The sequence below is a fragment of the Geobacillus sp. BK01 genome, assembly GCF_052220245.1.
Classification (GTDB): domain Bacteria; phylum Bacillota; class Bacilli; order Bacillales; family Anoxybacillaceae; genus Geobacillus.
In genome coordinates this window covers 1-22,016 of sequence record NZ_JBQPTH010000012.1, presented here as the reverse complement: position 1 = coordinate 22,016, position 22,016 = coordinate 1, and the positions used below count along the sequence as shown (strand labels likewise).

Here is a 22,016-nt window from a genome sequence, read left to right as displayed (position 1 = left end):
GGAGCAGATGATGGAACGTTATGAATCGGCTACGGCGACCGCTGTTGTCGAATCGCCGTATCAGCTTGTATTGTTGACGCCAGCGGCCATTCATGGAGCTGAGCCGCGGGCCCAAGCCGAGTTTCGCCTCCCGTCGCTGCGGGGGGTGTGGCGCTATTTTTGGCGTACGCTCCAGGATCAGCCGAATGTCAATGACCTGCTTCGGGAAGAGGAAATCATGTTTGGTGGAACGAGGGTGATGAAGCAGCAGTCTCCTGTTCATCTATCGATGTCAGAGACGGTGCAGGGAGCGAAAAAAGAAAACATTTTGCCGCACAAGTCGTCTTCCTTCACTGTGCCCGCCCTTTCAGCCGGAAAAGAAGTGACAGTGACGGTTTCGGTGCGGAAACGGCATGAATCAAAGTTGGAGATGTATGAATGGTATTTCCAGTATATGCTTCATCTCGCCGGGATCGGACAACGATCGCGCCGCGGATTTGGGGCGGTGCAGTGGACAGGACACGAGTGGAACACTGTTGAAGAATACGCCAATAGTTTACATACCGTGTTGAGCCATCTCGGGGTGGCATCGGCGTTTTCCTTCGCAAGTCGCGGCTGCATCGTAGCGCGAACCGCAGCTGTGAAGACGCCCCACCCGATATTATTCGCTGTCTGGGTCGGGGAAGGAAAAGATAGCGCGAGCGAAGTGCTGAAGGGGTTTGGAAAAGCGTCCCATGAGGCCAATCGGTACGGAACGCTCGGCTTTGTGCACGGAAGGGATAAGCTCGCTTCGCCATTATGGTGCACAGTAAGGAAAATCGGCGGACGGTATTATCCGATCATCTCAGAAGTGAGGACGAATGAACAGCGGTACAATGAGCCGCGTTACGAACAAGACCGGAAGCGGTTTTTGGAAATCGTTGGGGTGAGGGTATGACGAATCGATATATTGTTCTTTTTACGGTGGGACCTGTACAGTCGTTTATTGCATCGGCCCGCAAAACAGAAGATTTTTGGAGCGGAAGCTATATTTTGTCGCATCTGGTAAGAGAGGCGATGAAACGCTTTTACCAATATGGTGCCGGCTGTGAGATGATTTATCCGCTAGTTGGAAAAGAGGAACTGCGCACGCTCTCGCTTCGTGAACTTCGTGTTGCTTCGCTCCCCAACCGCCTAACAGCGGTTATGGAAGGTACAGAAACTGACGTTTGCGGTTGGTTGCGGGAAACCGAACAAGACGTCCGCAATGTGTTTCTCGATTTCTGTTTTCAAGCGGTCTCACGCATGTTCCCGCATCTGTCAGACGATGAGCGGCAACAGCTTGAAACGATGGTGGAGCAGCAAGTGCAATCGTTTTTGGAAGTTTATTGGGTGGCGGAACCGTATGAGCCATCCGCATCATTCCGAACTGTGCGTGAACGGGCTGAACGCCGATTAGGCGCGTTGAAAAATGAGAAACATTACGCCTCTGTTCCCCAGCAAGGGCTTGTTTGTTCTGTCTGCAAGGAACGGGAGGCGCTGCGTCTAGAAGAAATCGACGATTTTGATCGTTACGGCGAAATCAAGAGGAAAACGGCAAATTTGTGGAAGAGAAGGGCTGGAAAGTTTCAAGGAAGAGATGGAGACGGTGAAGATGAACGGCGCGTTGGCCGCGTGAAAGACAATGAGTTTTTATGCGGCATTTGTTTAGGGAAGCGTGTTGCCCGTGATTACTTCACGGACTTGTTCGGAGCGTCATTTCGGCCGTTCCCATCTGTGCTGGACATCGGTTCGGGCGATTACTACGCGGTGCTTATGATGGATGGCGATAACATGGGCAGATGGTTTTCCGGAGAACAGAAAGAAGAATACAGCCGGACGAGTCAAAAGCTCGCTCGCTTTTCCAAAGAAGTCGTTCCTCGCATTGTCGAACAACAATGTCATGGTGAGCTTGTCTATGCAGGCGGTGATGATGTGCTCGCCTTTTTGCCGGTCGATGAGGCGTTAAAGGCCGCTGAGCTGCTTCGCTTGGCATTCAGTGATGAACAGCAAGGGTTAGGGGAAGGGGCGACGGCTTCGTTCGGATTGGTGATTGCCCATAAAAAAGCGCCGCTGCAGCATGTGCTAAATGAGGCAAGAGCACTCGAACAAAAAGCGAAACAGTACCGTAACGAACAGACGAATCAGCAAAAAGACGCCTTGGCACTGGCGGTGCATACTCGGTCGGGTGAGATTGCCGAAGCCATACTTCCGTGGATGATCAAAGGAAAAATGGCATCAAGCCGGTTAGAACAATTCGTTGCCTTGTTAAAGACTTCAATCTCACCGAACTTTATTTTCCACTTTACCCAAGCGTTTGCGCCGTTGTTGCACGAAAAGGACTGCCCGAAATGGGAAAACCGTGACATGCTGGCCGTTGAGCTTCGCCGTCTGCTCAAGCGATCAGTGAAAGAAGGGAATCAATGGAAGGAACGTGATTTGCGCAGCCATACGGATGCGCTCATGGCGCTGTATGATGCCGTGCCACGCGGCTATGATTTTTTGCATTTGTTAAAGATGTTGACCTTTTTTAGACGGAGCGAGGGGAGCGACGTATGACCAAGCTGACATTGAGGCCGACCGATACGTTTTTTTTCAAAAATCATCATGCCACACAAGCAGGGGAAACGACCGTCATGGAGCCCATGTTTCCGCCGCGGCCGAACACGATTTACGGGGCGTTGCGGGCGGCGTATATTTACACACACAGTTCGTTTGAGGACTTTGCCAGAGGCGCAGACGAACATGTGAAGCAATGGATGGGCACGCCGAACGAACATGGGGCGTTTCGCCTTCATTATTGTGGGCTTGCGGATGGGGATCAGCTGTTTTTGCCTCTCCCACTTGACTATCAAGTCGTTGAGGAAGGGGAGTCGCTCACAGCGTATCCGTTGGAGCTAGTCAAGGATCGAAAACCCGCTTCATCGTCCCCAGGATGGCGGCTTGCCTCATCACGGAGGGAGAAAACAAAAAGTTCGCAACATCGCTACGTTTCTGTCGATGAATGGAAACGCGCGTTACTCGCTAGTCAGCCGATCACCTCGCTTCGATCCTTATCGTCATTTATCGTGCGCGAAGCGAAAGTGGGCATTCAATTGGATGACAGCAAACGAACCGCCCGCGAGAAATTTTTGTACCGGGTGGAGAAAAGCCGCTTTTTAGGCGATGCCTCGCTGGTTGCTTACATCAGTGATGAGCCGGACTTTTCTGCCGTGAAATGGGCGCGGATTGGCGGTGAGAACCGCCCTTGGTCGATTCGGCAAACGCCGGAGCAGTTTCGTTTATGGAGCGTGGACGAAAGGAAGACCCTTGAACAGACGATTCAACGGACAAAACTAGCGAAAGTCGTGTTTTTGTCCCCTGCCATTTTTTCAAACGGTTCCCGCCCTGCCACCTTTGACGGCGTGCATTGGAGATGGCCGAATGGCGCAACCGTTGAATGGCTTGCTTCTGCCATTGGCCGTCCAGAGCTGTACGGTGGGTGGGATATCGTCCATCATCGCCCAAAACCACGGAAATGGATGGTTCCGGCCGGTTCTGTCGTTTACGTGAAGGTGGAGCGTGATGAGGAACTGCCGCTTATTTTCTCGGTCCTTGACGGCATTCATCTGACCGATGAAGGAGCCGAAGAAGGTTTTGGCTTTGCGATTGTAACCAGTGCCAGTGAAAGTGAGGAGGAGTTGTAATGTATTCCATTGTTCGTCCGTTTGTTTTGCATGCGGTTACGTCTGTCCACGCGGGAAGTGGAAGTGAAATTGGGCTTGTCGACTTGCCGATCCAGCGTGAGAAACATACTGGTTTCCCGAAGATTGAGAGTTCCTCTCTCAAAGGAGCAGTGCGGTATCATATGGTACAAGCGTTGCCGGAAGAAAAGAAGGAGCTCGACCTTATTTTTGGAGCTGACCGAGGGGAGGAAAGTGTCACGCAGGCGAGCGCTATTGCATTGAGCGACGCTCGTGTGCTATTGTTCCCTGTCAAATCGCTTCGCGGCGTGTTTGCTTGGATTACATGCCCTCACGTACTTGAACGCTGGAATCAGGAAATGAGCATTCACCAAGAAACAATCAGCAAAGAGAACGCTTTTCAACCGCTTCCAGTTCCAGCGCCAAATACGGTGAGCAGTGACCGGTTGATGGCCGTAAATGGACGCATCGTCCTTGAAGAATATACGTTCGACGTCACGATTTCACGAGAGGCCCAACAGCTTGCCGAACAGTTAGCGACTCTCATTGGCGAATACAGCCGCCTCCGTCTTCCAGAACGTCTTGTCGTGCTGTCTGACGATGATTTTGTCGATTTTGTCAAACTATCGACGGAAGTCAATGCACGTATTCGCATTTCCCACGAGACGGGAACGGTGGACAATGGGGCGCTTTGGTACGAAGAAAATGTGCCGCCGGAGACGTTCTTTTACAGCTTCCTTTATATTGGCCATGCGCGCGGCAACGGAATCAATGGACTGACCACCGCGAACGACATTGAACAGTATTTAGTGAAAAGCGGGAAATTTCCGTCTGTCTTTCAATTGGGCGGAAACAGTACGCTAGGACGTGGAATGATGAGAACCATTTGGCTGTAAATGGAGGAGACAAAGATGAAAAAAACGGTGCAACGGGTTGGGATTGAGAATGGACGCGCCGCTTTCGCGTTCCAAGAGGTCAAACGGGCGAAAGAACAGTTAAGGGAGAATTTTGAAACGTATCGTTCGTACGTGAAAAAAATGCCGTCTCTCATTCAAGTGAACGGCCTTGGGCAAACATTGGCGTTTTATTTCCAAAAAAAGAAACAAAACGAGTATAAAGTGATTTATCATACGCTCGCAAAATGGATGAAAGAGCAGTTTCCTGACCAGTTCCCAAGCGGGAATGAAGAGTTGGTGGAAGTCATCGTCCATTTATCGAGTGCAGAATATCGGCTATGGACGATGGAGGCGGTCGCGTTGCTTGATTGGATGCGCAAGTTTGCCGACGGGATGGCGAAGGACGATGGCGGGACGGCGGAGTAAGGAGGAATGAGCATGCTTTTTCATCCAAAAGACACGCGGGACGTCATGCAGGCCGCCAGCAAGTCCATGGCCCATTTGGCGTACCATCTCTATTACTTTTTAGAACATGAGTGGAACGATAAAAAAAGAGTGTGGGAGTTATCCAAACGACTAAAGCCTGTTCCGATCCTTCCAGAACTCAAAGCAGTGGGAGAACAGTTGCGGGCGCAGCGTGAACACGCCATGGCTGCATGGGCGCAAACCGGGCATGTCAAAAAGCTCAAAGCACGCCTTGCCGGTCGAATCATCCATGGCCTTGGTGCTGGCCATGTCCGCGAGACCTCATTGACGATCCATCCCGTATACGGACTGCCGTACATTCCCGCCTCGAGCGTAAAAGGACTTGTCCGCCACTGGTGGATCGAAGCATACGGTCAAGGGGAAGAAAAAAGCCTTTCCGAACAGAAGATCGGAAGGGACGTGTTTGGAACGCAAGAAAAGAAAGGCATGGTTCAATTTCACGATATTTTTCTCATCGATGGGCTGCAACTCGTCCGTGATGCCCTTGCTGTGCATATGAAAGAGTATTACGAAGGGAAAAAGGCAGCGACCGATGACCAAAAGCCCGTCCCTGTTTCGTTTTGGACGGTCACGGCCGCTGAGGTGGAGATCTACTTGACAGCAAACCGCTCGGCACAAAGCGATGAAGAGGCGAAGCGTCTGCTGGAGGAAGCCGCGGCATGGACGAAGGCGGCGCTGACAGAATGGGGAATTGGATCGAAAACATCATCGGGCTATGGCCGATTCATCGATGTGGAGGATGTGACGGAAACGGAATTTCTTCCCGTTGTCCGAAAAGAAACGATGCGGCTTGAACAGCGGAAAAAAGAGCAGGCATTGCTGGAACAGCGGAAGCGCGAGGAAGAAGAGCAAGCAAAACTTGCCCTGCTTTCCCCAGAAGAACGGCTTGTCGCTGAAATCGAGCAGCTCACCGACAGCCAAGCCGATCAGCAGCGCAGCAAAGACATCCTATATAGTCAAGTCATCCAACAACAAAACAAACAGGCCGCTCAAGCGCTGCTTGCGTATTGGCAACGGATCGGCCAATGGGGAAAAAGCGCCAGCAAAAAGCAAAAAGAAAAAATCAACGTCATTCAACAGCTGCTTAACGGCTCATAACCAAACCGCCTTTCGTTTGTCGTCGACCTCCAATCACGCAAAAACCCCAGGGGGTCGACGACATTGGTTTTGATCGCCTGATCCCTACAGCCATCAAGGATAGACTTGATTGACAGAATCTTCGAAACGTGTTATTCTGATGATGACGTTGAAGGGAAAAGGTTGATATGACAACACTTTTTGGGGTTTTTATCGTACCTATGAGGGATTGAAACTTGGCCCTCGCTCTGTTTCGATAAATCCCTCCGCCGTGTTTTTATCGTACCTATGAGGGATTGAAACATTCCTCATCAGAAAGAGATTCTAATTCAGCCAACACGTTTTTATCGTACCTATGAGGGATTGAAACAATCAGAAGTTGCATGTCACTGTCCGATTTCGGGCTCGTTTTTATCGTACCTATGAGGGATTGAAACATGTCATAAAGAATCACAATCATACCTCCTGTAAATTTGTTTTTATCGTACCTATGAGGGATTGAAACAGCCAAGTCAACGCCGTTTACTTTATACAATGTATAGTTTTTATCGTACCTATGAGGGATTGAAACCTGACATCTTAACTGAAACAAAAGTAGACATCGAGGGTTTTTATCGTACCTATGAGGGATTGAAACACGGGCGGATCGCATGCGACGTCCGGTCGAGCTGCTTGTCCAAGTTTTTATCGTACCTATGAGGGATTGAAACGCCGCACAAATCGCAAATCTCTCGCGTGAACGCGCCGTTTTTATCGTACCTATGAGGGATTGAAACACACCAACAATCTGTCCGTCAGCATTTCGGACTACAGTTTTTATCGTACCTATGAGGGATTGAAACATGTTCCGCAATACACCCGCTTTGCGCGTAGCTTTGTTTTTATCGTACCTATGAGGGATTGAAACTCCGTTTCGTCCGCCTGCGTAATGACGTGCATAACAACGTTTTTATCGTACCTATGAGGGATTGAAACAATGCACGATCTAAATGCTTATCAACGATTTCAATGGTTTTTATCGTACCTATGAGGGATTGAAACTTCGGCAGATGATCAAAGAAGGCCTGGAATCCGGGATTAGATTCGGCACAGCGAACCGGGAAATCTGCTTGTGTCTACTAGTTGCAATGAATGAACTGGGGGTGAAGAAACCATGATCACGATCTATGACTTGATCGGCTACATTCAAAACATGGACAACATGGACAAATTGGATGAAATCATCAGTCGATGGTACTTTCAAACGTCTGTCTGGACATCACAGGTGAAAGAAGAAGTCAAAAAAGCGGTGGTCGAAATCCTACAACTAGGCGAACCTAAAGTGTACCAGTTTTTTGTGGATATGTACGGTCTTAAAATGTGAAGTTTTTATCGTACCTATAAAGGGATTGAAACGTCATCCCGGTCGTGACAATTGGAGTTCCTTCTGCCGTTTTTATCGTACCTATGACGAATTTCTCACTGTGAGCAGGATGCCGCCTTGGGGACGGCGAATAGAAAAAGAGAGACCATCAAGGTGAGGTGATTGAATGGCGATTGACCATGATCGGCTGTTCAAAGAGCTGATCCGCACGTTTTTCGAAGAGTTTCTGCTCCTCTTTTTCCCCGACATGCACGAGCATATCGATTTCCACCATCTGTCCTTTTTATCCGAAGAGCTGTTTACTGATGTGACGGCTGGCGAAAAGTCCCGCGTTGATTTGCTGGTCGAGACGAAGTTGAAAGGCGAAGACGGGCTGATCATCGTGCACGTGGAAACGCAAGGGTATGTCCAGCCGACGTTTGCCGAGCGCATGTTCCTCTATTTCAGCCGCTTGTATGAAACCTACCGGACCCGCATCGTCCCGATCGCCGTCTTCCACTATGATTCTCTCCGCGAGGAACCGTCTGTGTTTTCGATGGAATTTCCGTTTGGGGAAGTGCTGCAGTTTCGCTTTTTTCCGGTGGCGTTGCGGAAGAAGCAGTGGCGGGAGTACATCCGGCACGACAACCCGGTCGCGGCTGCGCTGCTCAGTCAAATGGGGTATACTGAAAGAGAGAAGGTGGAGCTGAAAAAAGAGTTTTTGCGCATGCTGGTGCGGTTGGAGCTCGATGAGGCAAGGCAGCGGCTGCTGCTTGGGTTTTTTGAGACGTACGTGAAGCTGACGGAGGAAGAGGAACAACAGCTGCAAAGCGAGGTGAAGGCGATGGAAACGAAAGAACGAGAGAAAGTGTTGGAGCTGATCATCTCCTACGAGCAAAAAGGGAAGAAAGAGGGGCTGGAAGAAGGGGTAAAACGCGGCCTTGAGCAAGGGATGAAGCAAGGAATGAAGCGGCTCATTGAGACGATGGCGCAAAAAGGGATGACGGCCGCCGAGATTGCCCGGTTGGTTGATCTTTCTGAAGAAGAGGTTCGAAGCTTGCTGAGCGAGTAAGAGGGAAAGGGGGGTCGATCTCATCCTGGTGTTTCCTGTTGAATGAGTAAGAGGGAAAGAAGAAGGCGGTTATCCACCGCCTTTTTTTCATGAAGTTTGACTTCAGCCGCTTGTTCCGTGAGAATCGTACCACGTGATTTTTATAGGGGAGGGAAAAAGGTTGTCCATGGCCTTTTTTCCTTAATCGATGTTTTGCGTGAAACAGATTTTTTCAGGAGTTATGTGGGCCCCTCTTGGAGTTGGGCAAGCGTTACGGAGTTTTGATGCATAACGATTATGTGGGCTATGTGCCAATTTTTTCGTCTGTGGTTTGAACGATGATTTATAATCACTAAATATTATAAATTTTTATACCATATTTCCTGAAATATGGTATAATGGAATTAGTTCTCATGATGCGGAGGGGTGATAGATTGATCGAAGCGATCGCCCAAATTGGGAAGATAGTGCTTGAAAAGCAAGGAGAGGGGTCAGTGGTGGATCAGTTGGTGGAGAACCCCGGCTATCCTGCTTGTGTGCTTGTTGCAGTGCGTGCGGACGAAGAAGGGAATGTTGTCTGGGAAGGTTGCGAGATTGAGGGATGTGGAAGTGATTACAAAAAATATTTGTTTCGTTCCGGTTCGTCTCGCGGAGCCAACTATTCGCCGACGGCGAAAATTACAACGATTGAAAATACATATGAACAAAAAGTCATTGGCTGGTTTCGAACGGTTACCCGCAAAATGGATCATCCCGTTCTTCGGGCGATTGAGCAATTGCTTGTGCAAAAAAAGGAAGCGATCTTGCAGGAGTTGAGGGAAAAACTCTCTCTCTCAACCGATCGTTCCCTTATTTCTCTAAAAATTAACGGCTCCTATTTATATGACTGTGAGCCGTTTCGCGATGCTTTCTTGCATCTAGTTCACGAGAAAGATATGGAGTTGTCGGCTCGGGATCAAGTATGCGCTATTTGTGGGGAGCGCAAAGATACGGTCATCGGAAAATTATCCGTGTTTCGGTTTTATACGTTGGACAAGCCCGGATTTATTACAGGAGGGTTTGACGAGGCCAAAGCGTGGCGAAATTACCCCGTCTGTTTATCTTGCAAAGCTCATATTGAAGAAGGAAGAAAGTTTGTGGAGTCCCATTTGCACTATCGCTTTTACGGTTTTTCTTATTTCGTCATTCCGACATTGCTCATTCCGGCTGGCAAGGATGTATTGGATGAATTGCTTCAATATTTGACAGACGGAAAGAAAGACATTCGCGTTCATCAAGAGCAGGCAGATTCCTTTATGACGACGGAGGAAGACTTGCTTGGGCTCATGCAAGACTATGATAATTCCCTGTCGCTTCAGCTGTTGTTCTTGCAGAAGATTCAAAGTGCCGAGCGGATTTTGTTATTGATTGAAGATGTGTTGCCGTCGCGAATTAGTGAATTGTTTCAAGCGAAGAAAGCGACGGAGTCTCTTCTGTATAGAGAAGGGGACCATCCTTTTCACTTTGGCTTTCTTCGCACCTTTTTTCGGCCGGGTGTCTATGATAAGTACTTTTTGCAAGTGGTGGAGTATGTATTCCAAAAGAAGCCCCTTTCGATCTCGTTTTTCGCTCCCTTTTTTATGGAGCAGCTTCGGGCTGATTTTTATGATTATGAGGCTGGCGATTGGTCGTTTGTCAACAAAACACGTCAAGCGCTTGCGGTTGTGCTTTTTTTAGAGCAGGCGGGCGTGCTGGTCAGGAAAGGAGAGAAGGCGGTGCAAGGGAAATTTGCGCAGTTGTTTGATGCGTACGGGGGACAGCTGGAGTCTCCGGAAAAACAAGCTGTTTTCCTGTTGGGGGCATTGACGCAAATGTTGCTTGACATCCAGCAACAAAAACGGGGAAGCAAGCCATTTGTGAAGCAATTAATGGGGTTGAAGATGGACCAGAAGGCGATCAAAGGGCTGCTTCCGAAGGTCATCGGAAAACTCGAAGAATACGAGTCTTACTATGCGAGCCATCGACAGTTGGCGGAAGAAATTTCCCATTTATTCCTATCCTCTTCCCCAAGATGGAAATTATCTGTCGATGAATTGAATTTTTATTTCGCCTGCGGGATGAACTTATCGTGGAAGGTCAAAGAAATCGTAGCGAACAAGGAGGAGAAATAATATGGTCAAGCACCGTTCCGAGCTGCTCTTTTTGTATGATGTGCAATGGGCAAACCCGAATGGCGATCCGGTTGACGGGAACAAGCCGCGCATCGATGAGGAAACGGGGAAGAATATTGTCACCGATGTTCGGCTGAAACGGACGATTCGGGATTATTTATATGACTATCGTCAACAAGAAATTTTTGTCCGCGAAATTGCGCAAGACGATGAGTATATTCAAGATGCGAAGGCCCGGGCGGAAGACTTTTTAGTGAAAGACGGCGAGAAACTAGATAAATCGAAACTGACCTTACGCGAAATGAAAAAAATCATCAACGATGAAGTGCTGCGTCAATGCATTGATGTGCGGTTGTTTGGCGTGACATTGCCGATCGAAAAAAATCAAAAGGAAAAAAGCTCAATTACCCATACAGGGCCGGTCCAATTTAAAATGGGGCAATCGCTGCATCGGGTGAAGATGGAGTATATCAAAGGAACCGGAGCGTTTGCCTCAGGTGGGCAAATGACACAAAAGACGTTCCGTGAGGAATATGTGTTGCCTTATTCCCTCATTGCTTTTTACGGGATGATCAATGAGGCGGCGGCGCGCTTCACGGGATTAACGGAAGAAGATGTGGAGTTGCTGATGGAAGCGATGTGGGAAGGTACGAAAAACTTAATTTCGCGTTCGAAAGTTGGACATGTTCCGCGGTTGCTTCTTCGCGTCGTCTATCAAGAGCCGTACTTCCATATCGGAGAGTTGGATAAGTATATTTCTCTTCACACCGAAAAAGCGGAAGAGGAAATTCGGGATGTCAGCGATTATGTGCTCGATGTGTCGCGATTGGCTGAAGTATTGGTTCAACAGAAAGAACACATCGCCAACATCGAGCTGCGTCAGGACGGAAGGCTTGCGTGCAGTGAGAATCTGGCTGAGCGCTTGCGCAAAGAAGGAATCACTGTCGATATTCGGTAACAGGGAATGAGTGCGATGAATGTGCTTGTATTTGATGTTCGAGCCGATTTTGGCCATTTTCGCCAAATGTATTCGACTTCCTCGCCGCTGACGCACTCGTTTATTCCCCCAACGGCTCTTTTTGGTTTGCTTGGCGCCATCGTTGGAGTGGGAAAAGAGGATAATGACTATTTGCGGGTGTTTAACCATGAGACGACGAATGTGGCTGTACGCCTGATGGAACCTGTACGAAAAACGAGAGTCGGCATCAACTATGTCAACACAAAAGGAAATATATGGGTCCCGAAGCAACGGCGGGAAGGAGCACGAACGCAAATTCGCGTGGAGTTTTTGCGTTTTCCTCGTTTCCGTTGCTACGTATATATGAACGATCATGAGCGATTTTCGCAGCTTGTTGATTTCGTTCGGCAGCACAAAAGCGTCTATACGCCGTGTCTAGGATTGAGTGAATGTTTAGCAGATGTACGGTTTGTCGCTGTAGACGATTTTCATCGGGTTGAAGCGATGGACAAAGAGCCTGTGCCTATTTGTTCGGTCATCCCAGGAAGAGACATACAAGCGCTGAAAGTAGAGCCGGGAAAAGAGTATCGCAAGGAACGAGTGGCTTGGGAGATGGATCCGGCACGGGTAGTTTCTCGGTATGAAGAAGTGATTTTCGAGGCGGGGGCGCGTCCGCTCCTCGCTTCGGTCCCTTATTATTGGGAGAATGCGCAAGGAGAACGGATTGTCTTTTTCTATTCGAATGGAAAGGGAGAGTAGGATGTATTCTCATCCCCATTATTTTTTGTCGGATCATTTGCGAGGGGTGGAACAGCTTTCCTCCCTCTTTTTGTCTGAAAAGTCCGTCCGTCTCGCTGAGTCCGGACAGTTGGGGGAAGTGAATCGGTGGATTGCGCTTTTTCATGATATCGGCAAAAGTCATGCCTTCTTCCAGCAATACATCCAATCACCGGATTCCTTTCAAGGTCCGCCTGCATTAAAAAGCCATGCGCTTTTGTCGGCTGTCCTCGTAGCGGTTTTTTTACAAGAAAAGGGGATGGATGAGTTTTGGCGATTGTTGGCGTTTCTTGTCGTGAAGCGGCATCATGGGAATTTAGACGATTGGCTGGAAGAACTGAAGCGGATGGGGGACGAGGCCAAGACGTTGTTGAAACGTCAAGCTGAAGCAACAGACTTTTCCGCACTATCCAAACAGATGGCCTGTTTGGGTGTTGGACAAGAAGCGATTTGGACGAAAGAAGTGTGGTTAGCGTGGATTGAACGATTTTTTGCCGAAGCTCGCTCGTTGCGCCGCTGGATCATGAAATGGAATCGAAGCAATGATTCGCTTGTGCCATATTTGCAACTGTTGTTTCTCTTCTCTCTGCTCATTGATGCAGATAAGTCAGAAGTTGGAATTTTGCAAAAGCAGTCATGGTCGTTTTCCGGGCGCAAGGACATTCCGGCTGATTTGATTCTGCGCTATAAGCAGCAACAATCGTGGCCGAAAACGAAGTTGAATGAATGGAGAGAGCGGGCGTTTCAAGAAGTGGATCAGGCGCCGATCGATTTGCGTCATCATGTGTATTCGTTGAACTTGCCAACCGGAATGGGAAAAACGTTAGCCGGTCTCCACTTTGCCTTGCGTCTTCGCCACGAAATCGAACGCCGTCAACAGGTGACGCCCCGAATCATTTACAGTCTTCCTTTTCTCAGCATCATTGACCAGACGGCAAGTGTTCTAAAAGACGTTTTTGCTGCGAGCGGAATGCAGGAGGATCACCAGCTTTGGCTTGCGCATCATCATCTGGCTGATATGCGTTATGTGACAAGGCAAGATGAGGAGCGTTACGACGCTGATTATGAGGCAGCGAAACTGTTGGTGGAAGGTTGGCATTCGGAATTGATTGTGACTACCTTTGTGCAGCTGTTCGAAACGATTTTTTCTCACCGCAATGCTTCACTGCGCAAATTTCATCGGTTGGCCAATTCCATTATTCTCATCGATGAGGTGCAGGCCGTTCCTCATCGTTATTGGTTGGCTGTTCGCCGCTTGTTTGCTGCGATGGCGGAAGAACTCGGCTGTTATTTTATCTTCAGCTCGGCAACGGATCCAAAATGGTTTCCAGAAGCGGTTTCCCTTGTCAATGAATCGGCCTATTTTCAACTGCTTTCCCGGGTGACCTTGCATCCAGACATCGACGAACCGCTAGAGATCGAGGAGTTTGCTCGGCAAATCGAGTGGGATGGGGAAAAAACGTACTTATTCATTTTGAATACGATTGAGAGTGCTAAAGCTTTATACCGTGCCTTTCTAGACGAAGGCATAGATGAGGGGGATATGACGTTTCTGTCTACTCATATTCCGCCAAAAGAACGCCTGCGGCGGATCATGGCAGCGAAAAACGGGGAGTATCGGATTGTCGTTAGCACGCAGTTGATCGAGGCGGGGGTTGATATTGATTTTGATGTGGTCTACCGAGACTTTGCCCCCTTGGATTCCATCCAGCAGGCAGCTGGAAGGTGCAACCGCCACGGACAGCGAGGAGGGAAGGTGCACATTGTTCGCTTAACAGACAACAAAAAGCGATTATACGCGAGCTATATTTATGATGCGATCCGCTTAGACATTACACAGGCTTTGTTAAAAGGAAAAGCGAAAATAGAGGAAAGCGAATTTTTACAGTTGATTACAGCCTATTTCGAAACGCTGGCTGCACGAATGAGCAATAACGAGTCCGAACGGCTGTTAAAAGGGATGATGACGCTGTACTTTGATGGGGAAGAAACCGTTGACCGCCTTCCTGTGTCGCATTTTCACCTGATTGAAGGAGAAGGGGAAAAACTCAATGTCTTTATTGAGCTGGATGAGGAAGCGAGCGAAGTGTTTCGTGAATATGAGACCATTTTGCGAATCAGCGATCGGTGGGAGCGGAGGAAGAGATTTTCTGATATTAAAACCCGCTTTTTTCAATATGTCATTGCGATTCCAGCGCGGGTAGATCACCAACCGCCGATTGTCCATGGGATCGGGTATGTGGGACACGATTCGCTGTCAGACTTTTACGATGAGGCGCTCGGGTACCGGACGAAAAGTGAAGGGCTCATTTGGTAGGTGAGATCGATGGAATATGAAATGCCTGTGACGGGAACGGACATTTGGTACTATTACATTTGTCCGCGCGAAGTTTGGCTGATGAAGCATCAGATTGCTCCAGACCAAGAAGATGAAGCGATAGAAATTGGGAGATTTCTTTCTGAAACAACTTACCAGAGAGACAAGAAAGAAATATCGATAGGTTCCATTGTCATTGATCGCATCCGTCAAGAAGACGGCCAGTTGATTATAGGAGAAGTGAAGAAGTCATCGAGCTATTTAAAAAGCGCTCGAATGCAGCTGTTATACTATTTAGATACGTTGAGACAGGCGGGGATCTACGCGGAAGGGGAACTGTTGTTTCCAAAGGAGCGGAAAAAAGAATGTGTCGAATGGACCGAGGAAGGGCGGCATGAGTTAGAACGTGCCATTGCCGACATCCGTCGCATCGTGCGAATGCCTGTCCCACCGCCGCCGAAAAAGATATCATTTTGCGGCAAATGCGCCTACCGTGAATATTGTTGGGCGGAGGAATAGAAATGAAAAAGACGCTTTATATTTTCCAAAATGGTGAACTTCGTCGCAAAGACAATAGCCTGTATTTCGAAACAGAAGGACGTAAACGTTATATACCGGTAGAAAATACGAATGATATTTATATTTTCGGGGAAGTGGACGTGTCGAAACGGTTTTTGGAGTTTGCGGCGCAAAAAGAGATCATCGTTCATTACTTTAATCATTATGGCTATTACGTCGGCTCCTTTTATCCGCGAGAACATTTAAATTCCGGACATGTCATAGTAAAGCAAGCGGAGCATTACATTGATCCGGCCAAACGATTAGAGCTTGCCCGCCTGTTTGTTCAAGGCTCCATCCGCCAAATGGAGCGGGTGCTCAAGTATTACCGTTCCCGCCTTTCTGAACCGGAGGAATTGGAAAAAGCGCTGCAATCGATCGAACGGGAAGAAGGGAGGTTGAATCAGGCGGAAACGGTGGAGCAGTTAATGGCGGCAGAAGGTCATATTCGTGAAGCGTATTATGCTTCGTTCGATACCATCATCCGTCATCCAGATTTTGTGTTTGAAAAGCGGACCAAACGGCCGCCGCATAATCGTTTGAACGCACTGATTAGCTTTGGGAACTCGATTGTGTACACGATGTGTTTGAGTGAAATTTATCTTAATTAGGCGAGAAGACTCCCACTTCAACGAAGCGAAGCGGAGTAAGTGGGAGATGAATCGCCTTAACTATATTTTGCTGAAAATAGGATAGATTCAGTAAAATATAGTATCATATAGTTAGATGGGAGGTGAAAACATGTATTTTTGTATCAAACAACAGCTAAATGGTTTGACCAAAGAAGAATACTTGACTCTTCGAGAACTGTGCCATATTGCCAAGAACATGTACAACGTCGGATTGTACAATGTCAGACAATACTATTTTGAACACAAGGAATTTCTTAATTATGAGAAAAACTATCATCTTGCAAAAACTAACGAAAACTATAAGCTGTTAAACAGCAACATGGCACAGCAAATTTTAAAAAAGGTCAATGAAGCCTTTAAATCTTTCTTTGGTTTGATCAGTCTTGCCAAACAAGGAAAATATGACCACAAGGCTATCAGTATTCCAAAATATCTTAAAAAAGATGGCTTTCATTCACTGATCATTGGCCAGATTCGTATAGACGGCAACAAATTCACGATACCGTATTCTCGCCTATTTAAAAAGACTCACAAGCCTATCACGATAACGATTCCGCCTGTGTTACTGGACAAAAAGATTAAGCAGATTGAAATCATTCCTAAGCATCATGCCAGGTTCTTTGAGATTCAGTACAAATATGAAATGCCTGAAGATCAAAGAGAATTAAATGACCAAAAAGCACTGGCCATTGATTTAGGATTAAACAATTTTGCCACTTGTGTCACATCAGACGGCAGATCATTCATCATTGATGGGCGGAGATTAAAAAGTATAAATCAATGGTTTAACAAAGAAAATGCCAGACTTCAAAGCATGAAAGATAAGCAAAAAATCAAAGGCACCACTCGTAAACAGGCGTTGCTTGCTATGAATCGCAATAATAAAGTGAATGATTATATCAACAAGACTTGCCGTTACATCATTAACTACTGTATTGAAAATCAAATTGGCAAACTTGTCATTGGCTATGCGGAAACATGGCAACGCAATATTAATCTAGGAAAAAAGACAAATCAAAACTTTGCCAATATTCCTCTCGGTAACATAAAAGAAAAACTAGAATATCTTTGTGAATTTTACGGCATTGAATTCTTGAAACAGGAAGAATCATATACGTCTCAAGCCAGCTTTTTTGACGGCGATGAGATTCCTGAATATAATGCCGACAATCCAAAAGAATATAAGTTCAGCGGCAAACGTATTAAGCGCGGCTTGTATCGAACAAAGTCTGGCAAACTAATTAATGCTGATGTCAATGGCGCATTAAACATCTTAAAGAAAAGTAAAGCTGTAGACCTGAGTGTCTTATGCTCTAGCGGCGAAGTGGACACGCCTCAAAGAATAAGGATTGCTTGAAGCAGTCAAACTTCTTTGGAAGCCCCCACTTCAAATTTTCGCTAGAAAATTAAGTGGGGGTAGTTCACCTACAGAAGGCAGGGTATTCACATGAGACTGACCATTACGATGAACGGGCGGCAAGGCCCCGTGTCGCTGCCGCTTCATTATCAGCATTTGCTGCAAGGCCTGTTGTATCGTTCGCTAGAAAGTGAACGATTCGCGACGTTTTTGCATGAGATCGGCTTCCGCCATGAGAAGCGATCGTTTAAACTGTTTACGTTTAGCCGTCTAGTTGGAAGGCATGAAGTGGATAGGGGAAAGAAAACGATACGATTTTTGGACGATTTCCAATGGCATATCGACACGATTCTCCCGGATTTGACCGAGCAGCTCGGGCAGCAGTTGTTGCTGCGGCGGGAGATTTGGCTTTACGATCAGCCGGTGGAGGTCCAAAGCGTGAAGATGGACAAGGTGGAAATTGCCCAAAACACCATCGAGGTGGCCATGCTCTCCCCGCTGACCGTATACAGCACGTATGAAACGATCGATGGCAAAAAGAAAACGCATTTTTTCGGGCCGGACGACGACGTCTTTCCCCACCTCGTGGAGCTGAATTTCCGCCATAAATACGAAGCGTACTATGGCGTCGAGCCAGCAGAGAGATTGGTGATCCAGCCTGTCCATGTCCACCACCGTCATCGAGTGGTAACACGATTCAAAGATATGTATATTACGGGCTGGTTAGGCCATTATCGTCTTTCCTCTTCTCCCGAACAACTGACGTTTCTATACCACGTTGGCCTAGGCAGCCGCAATTCCCAAGGATTCGGCATGTTTCGGTTAATCAGCGAGTGAGCCATTCTGATTGTCGTCGACCTCCAATCGTGCAAAAACCCTAGGGGGTCGACGACATTGGTTTTGATCGCCTGATCCCTACAGCCATCATGGTTGAACTTGATTGACAGAATCTTCGAAACGTGTTATTCTGATGATGACGTTGAAGGGAAAAGGTTGATATGACAACACTTTTTGGGGTTTTTATCGTACCTATGAGGGATTGAAACTATTGCACAGCCTTATCGCATAGCTCTTTTGTCAATTCGTGTTTTTATCGTACCTATGAGGGATTGAAACGATTGTACCAGACAAACCATGCTTTCTTCTCTTCGTGTTTTTATCGTACCTATGAGGGATTGAAACTATGAATCAGACAGGAGCGACAAGACAAATTCCATTCGTTTTTATCGTACCTATGAGGGATTGAAACACATACGACCGTTTGCTGTGTCGCCACACGGGCGACGTTTTTATCGTACCTATGAGGGATTGAAACTAGAAGCCGAAAACATTGAAGAAGCAACTGAAAAAGCGTTTTTATCGTACCTATGAGGGATTGAAACTATAATATGTTTTATTCCCATTGTCATGGGGAGTGTCAAGTGAATAAGTACAAGCCAAGTATTGAAACTATAATATGTTTTATTCCCATCATTCAACAATAAGTTTTTATCGTACCTATGAGGGATTGAAACTCACTCATCCAAGCACCGACGGCATCATAAGCAGTGCGTTTTTATCGTACCTATGAGGGATTGAAACCGGCTGTTCAACTCACATTTTTGCAACGGCTCATATGTTTTTATCGTACCTATGAGGGATTGAAACGCGTCATCGCCAGGTCTATTTTGGTGCACAATAGGGTTTTTATCGTACCTATGAGGGATTGAAACGAGCTTCACCTGTACTTTGCATTTCATATATAATATAGTTTTTATCGTACCTATGAGGGATTGAAACTACAAGTTTTTCCATTTTACATTTCCCCTTTCGTGTTTTTATCGTACCTATGAGGGATTGAAACACCACCGCTTGCAACCAAAGAATGACGATCATCACGTTTTTATCGTACCTATGAGGGATTGAAACCCATCGGATTTTTCTCCACTTGTTTCTTCATATCCGTTTTTATCGTACCTATGAGGGATTGAAACTCGGCCGTGGGGGATTGATCGAACACAAGTGATCGGGTTTTTATCGTACCTACGAGGGATTAAAACATAACTCAAACCCCAAGCTGCCTTCTTTGGCTTTGGCTGTTTTTATCGTACCTATAACGAATGAAAAACGACACCTACGTTTGCTCATCCAACCGGTTTCTTTGTAAACATTTGTGATGAAAAGAACGGAACTCCCCTTTTTGTGCATCACGGTTTTATAAATTTTTGGTTTTTCTATTTTAAGGTTAGAGAGCTAACCACCGCGACAGGAGGCTTCACATCGATGCGCCAAAAACTTCGCGATCTCGGGTTTTCGATCGGCACGCTTCCGACAGGGAAGCGGAATCAAATTACGGATGTGTCCGGCGTTCGGGTCGGGCATGTGACGATTCGTGAAGAGCGGGATGAACGGACGGTGGTCCGCACTGGGGTGACGGCGGTGTTGCCGCATGGGGGGAATTGGTTTTTAGAGAAGGTGCCGGCGGCGTGCTTTGTCCTGAACGGGTTCGGGAAAACCGCGGGACTTGTGCAAGTCGAGGAGCTGGGGACGATCGAGTCGCCGATTATGCTGACCAATACGTTCAGTGTCGGCGCTGTCTGGCAAGGGACGCTTGAGTATATGCTTGCGATGACGCCGGAGATCGGAGATACGACCGGGTCGGCCAACATTGTCGTCGGGGAATGCAATGACAGCTATTTGAATGCGGCGCGGGCGCTGGCGGTGACGAAGGCGCATGCGAAACAGGCGATTGCCGAAGCGCGGGTAGATATGGAAGAAGGAGCGGTCGGCGCGGGGACGGGCATGATGTGTTTCGGCTGGAAAGGAGGAGTCGGCAGTTCGTCGCGGATTGCGGGCGGGATGTATACGGTCGGGGCGCTTGTCGTGAGCAATTTTGGGCGGCGCGAAGAGCTGCGGTTTGTGTCGTATGTGCCACCGTCGTTTGATGAGCGGGACGTGCCGCCTGGGTCGATTATGATGATCGTGGCGACCGATGCGCCGCTTGATGCGCGGCAATTGAAGCGGTTGGCGAAGCGGGCGGCGATGGGGCTGGCGCGGACAGGAAGTCATGTTCATCACGGCAGCGGCGATATCGTCATTGCCTTTTCCACGGCATACACGATTCCGTTTGTTGCTGATTCCGGGCATCAGGCGCTGCCGCCGCTTGTCCGCGATGATGCGCCGCTCATGAACGAGCTGTTTCAAGCGGCTGTTGAGGCGACAGAGGAGGCGATTTGGAATTCATTGACGATGGCGGAAACGACGACTGGGCGGAACGGGCGCGTTGGAGAGACGATTCCGTATTCGCTGCTTCAGCGGATGAAATGGGCGGGGGAATAAAAGTCAGAATCGGTTTTCTGGTAAAACGATTATGCAATAGGTAGCCCGGAAGGAACGAACCTTTCGGGCTGCTTTGGTTTGCATCTTGAATATCATTCGCCGTTGCAAGGAAGCGCTCATGAGGACTGGCGAGTGCCTAACGGTCAAAGGGAAGGATTTCCGTAAAGAAATGTTAAACAAGCATGTTTCAATCGACCATTCATAGCTTGTTGTTTGTTCAAAAATAGTTTCTTCTACCCTGAGCGAATATCGTTCTCTTTCGAATCTCAAACGCGAAAACTAGGGTCGCCATTTCATTTTCCACAGGTATAGAAAAGTCGGCAGGCAGTATTTGCTCTTCACACAGATTATGGAAAGGGCAACTCAAGATGGGCTCATTTTTATTCACTCAACCTCCTCCCCCTCTGTAAAAATGTCTCATTTGCAAAAGTAATTCGAAGAGTTGCGAATGTCATATGACTTTTCCGATAAATGGAACGTAAAAACATTGCCATCCGAAACTCTATTTATTGGCATTCGTTTTGCATTATATAGTTCAGAAAATTAAAAATATTAGAGCAGAGGGGTGGGGGATCGCATGATTTGGGAAGTATCTGTCGTCATTTTTTCATTGGCGCTGCTCATCTTCTTAGCGCTCAGGGGCTTTTCGATTATTATTATAGCCCCGTTGGCAAGTATCACTGTTATTTGGCTTAATCAAATGCCCTTGCTTGAAACTCTTCATGAGGCGTACATGGGTGGGTTTATCAATTTTGCTAAACAATTTTTCTTTATTTTTCTCTTGGCTGCCATGTTTGGGAAGTTTATGGAAGATAGCGGGGCGGCCAGTGTTATTGCGAAGGGGATTTTAAAAGTTATAGGGAAGAAGGGCAAACTTAGAGTTTTAGTGGCAGTAGTAGCTATGGCGGCGGTCTTAACTTATGGGGGTGTTGCTGTTCATGTTGTTATTTTTGCGATGATTCCGATTGCTAAACCGCTGTTTAGAGAGTTAAATATCCCGTGGCACTTATTTATGGCCGCATTCTTTTTCGGAGCAGCTACGTTTTCCATGACGATGCTTCCGGGAACGCCTGCCATCCATAATGTCATTCCGACAAAATATTTTGGGACAACGGTGATGGCAGCCCCACTCGTTGGGATCGTCGCTACGATTGCGATTATTATTCTTAATTGCTATTACTTGAAATATGCATTGAAGAAATCAGAAAGCAAAGGAGAGACGTATTGGAATTCAAAAAATATGGAGACCGCCAGTCATCAGGGTGAACACCATTCGCAAAAAGAGAAGAAACTTCCTCCCTCTATAAATGTTGATATATCAACGGTTGTAGTCGTTTCAGGGGTGTCAAAAAAATATTTTTCGACAAAGTTTCTAACATTATTTCTTAAATATGTGTATATCTTACATTGACTGGGT

Annotated in this window: 17 protein-coding genes, 1 pseudogene and 3 CRISPR repeat arrays; all 18 genes and pseudogenes read left to right on the top strand. The window is 47.3% G+C overall.

Going from position 1 to position 22,016, the window contains the following annotated elements; translation table 11 throughout:
* Positions 1-7: 7 nt before the first annotated feature.
* The 18 genes and pseudogenes from cmr1 (at position 8) to ACTVDO_RS12225 (ending at position 22,010) form a co-directional block, all read left to right on the top strand.
* Positions 8-916: a type III-B CRISPR module RAMP protein Cmr1 gene (gene cmr1, locus ACTVDO_RS12310; RefSeq protein WP_089135010.1), complete on the top strand. Its 909-nt coding sequence runs from the start codon at positions 8-10 to the stop codon at positions 914-916.
* Positions 913-2,556: a type III-B CRISPR-associated protein Cas10/Cmr2 gene (cas10, locus tag ACTVDO_RS12305; RefSeq protein WP_063166864.1), complete on the top strand. Its 1,644-nt coding sequence runs from the start codon at positions 913-915 to the stop codon at positions 2,554-2,556. The genes cmr1 and cas10 overlap by 4 nt, the downstream gene beginning before the upstream one ends.
* The gene (locus ACTVDO_RS12300; RefSeq protein ID WP_063166863.1) at positions 2,553-3,683 is read left to right on the top strand and encodes a type III-B CRISPR module-associated Cmr3 family protein; all 1,131 of its coding nucleotides are present in this window, start codon (positions 2,553-2,555) and stop codon (positions 3,681-3,683) included. The genes cas10 and ACTVDO_RS12300 overlap by 4 nt, the downstream gene beginning before the upstream one ends.
* A complete protein-coding gene (gene cmr4, locus ACTVDO_RS12295) occupies positions 3,683-4,576 on the top strand; it encodes a type III-B CRISPR module RAMP protein Cmr4 (protein WP_063166862.1) in 894 nt (297 codons plus the stop codon). The genes ACTVDO_RS12300 and cmr4 overlap by 1 nt, the downstream gene beginning before the upstream one ends.
* Positions 4,577-4,591: 15 nt before the next feature.
* Entirely contained in the window at positions 4,592-5,002 is a 411-nt protein-coding gene (cmr5, locus tag ACTVDO_RS12290; protein WP_063166861.1) for a type III-B CRISPR module-associated protein Cmr5, read from the top strand.
* Between the two features lie 12 nt (positions 5,003-5,014).
* Positions 5,015-6,160 (top strand): type III-B CRISPR module RAMP protein Cmr6, encoded by a 1,146-nt coding sequence (gene cmr6, locus ACTVDO_RS12285; RefSeq protein WP_442901622.1) that lies wholly within the window; start codon positions 5,015-5,017, stop codon positions 6,158-6,160.
* A 185-nt stretch (positions 6,161-6,345) separates the two neighbouring features.
* A CRISPR array of direct repeats spans positions 6,346-7,180; the repeat unit is 30 nt; unit sequence GTTTTTATCGTACCTATGAGGGATTGAAAC.
* 112 nt (positions 7,181-7,292) lie between these two features.
* Positions 7,293-7,502 carry a hypothetical protein gene (locus ACTVDO_RS12280; protein WP_042382650.1) on the top strand — a complete coding sequence of 70 codons (210 nt, stop codon included), beginning with the start codon at positions 7,293-7,295 and terminating at the stop codon, positions 7,500-7,502.
* Between the two features lie 166 nt (positions 7,503-7,668).
* The gene (locus ACTVDO_RS12275) at positions 7,669-8,553 is read left to right on the top strand and encodes an Rpn family recombination-promoting nuclease/putative transposase (protein ID WP_442901621.1); all 885 of its coding nucleotides are present in this window, start codon (positions 7,669-7,671) and stop codon (positions 8,551-8,553) included.
* A 413-nt stretch (positions 8,554-8,966) separates the two neighbouring features.
* Complete coding sequence (locus tag ACTVDO_RS12270; RefSeq protein ID WP_063166857.1) at positions 8,967-10,682, top strand: TIGR02556 family CRISPR-associated protein; 1,716 nt, start codon at positions 8,967-8,969, stop codon at positions 10,680-10,682.
* A gap of 1 nt (position 10,683) precedes the next feature.
* Positions 10,684-11,640: a type I-B CRISPR-associated protein Cas7/Csh2 gene (cas7b, locus tag ACTVDO_RS12265; protein ID WP_063166856.1), complete on the top strand. Its 957-nt coding sequence runs from the start codon at positions 10,684-10,686 to the stop codon at positions 11,638-11,640.
* 15 nt (positions 11,641-11,655) lie between these two features.
* Positions 11,656-12,399, top strand: a complete 744-nt coding sequence (gene cas5b, locus ACTVDO_RS12260; RefSeq protein WP_063166855.1) for a type I-B CRISPR-associated protein Cas5b — start codon at positions 11,656-11,658, stop codon at positions 12,397-12,399.
* 1 nt (position 12,400) lies between these two features.
* Entirely contained in the window at positions 12,401-14,734 is a 2,334-nt protein-coding gene (locus ACTVDO_RS12255; protein WP_063166854.1) for a CRISPR-associated helicase/endonuclease Cas3, read from the top strand.
* Between the two features lie 9 nt (positions 14,735-14,743).
* On the top strand, positions 14,744-15,253 hold the full coding sequence (gene cas4 / locus ACTVDO_RS12250) for a CRISPR-associated protein Cas4 (RefSeq protein WP_442901620.1): 510 nt from the start codon (positions 14,744-14,746) through the stop codon (positions 15,251-15,253).
* Positions 15,254-15,255: 2 nt separating this feature from the next.
* Positions 15,256-15,894: pseudogene (gene cas1, locus ACTVDO_RS12245) on the top strand (CRISPR-associated endonuclease Cas1); the annotation flags it as partial.
* A gap of 139 nt (positions 15,895-16,033) precedes the next feature.
* Positions 16,034-17,281, top strand: coding sequence for an RNA-guided endonuclease InsQ/TnpB family protein (locus ACTVDO_RS12240; RefSeq protein ID WP_442901619.1), 1,248 nt, complete (start codon positions 16,034-16,036; stop codon positions 17,279-17,281).
* A 90-nt stretch (positions 17,282-17,371) separates the two neighbouring features.
* Positions 17,372-18,118, top strand: coding sequence for a CRISPR-associated endoribonuclease Cas6 (cas6, locus tag ACTVDO_RS12235; protein WP_021321901.1), 747 nt, complete (start codon positions 17,372-17,374; stop codon positions 18,116-18,118).
* A 179-nt stretch (positions 18,119-18,297) separates the two neighbouring features.
* Positions 18,298-18,663: a CRISPR direct-repeat array (repeat unit 30 nt; unit sequence GTTTTTATCGTACCTATGAGGGATTGAAAC).
* 101 nt (positions 18,664-18,764) lie between these two features.
* Positions 18,765-19,388: direct repeats of the CRISPR family, unit length 30 nt; unit sequence GTTTTTATCGTACCTATGAGGGATTGAAAC.
* A 155-nt stretch (positions 19,389-19,543) separates the two neighbouring features.
* The gene (locus tag ACTVDO_RS12230; protein WP_442901618.1) at positions 19,544-20,599 is read left to right on the top strand and encodes a DmpA family aminopeptidase; all 1,056 of its coding nucleotides are present in this window, start codon (positions 19,544-19,546) and stop codon (positions 20,597-20,599) included.
* Between the two features lie 577 nt (positions 20,600-21,176).
* The gene (locus tag ACTVDO_RS12225) at positions 21,177-22,010 is read left to right on the top strand and encodes a GntT/GntP/DsdX family permease (RefSeq protein WP_442901617.1); all 834 of its coding nucleotides are present in this window, start codon (positions 21,177-21,179) and stop codon (positions 22,008-22,010) included.
* Positions 22,011-22,016: the final 6 nt, after the last annotated feature.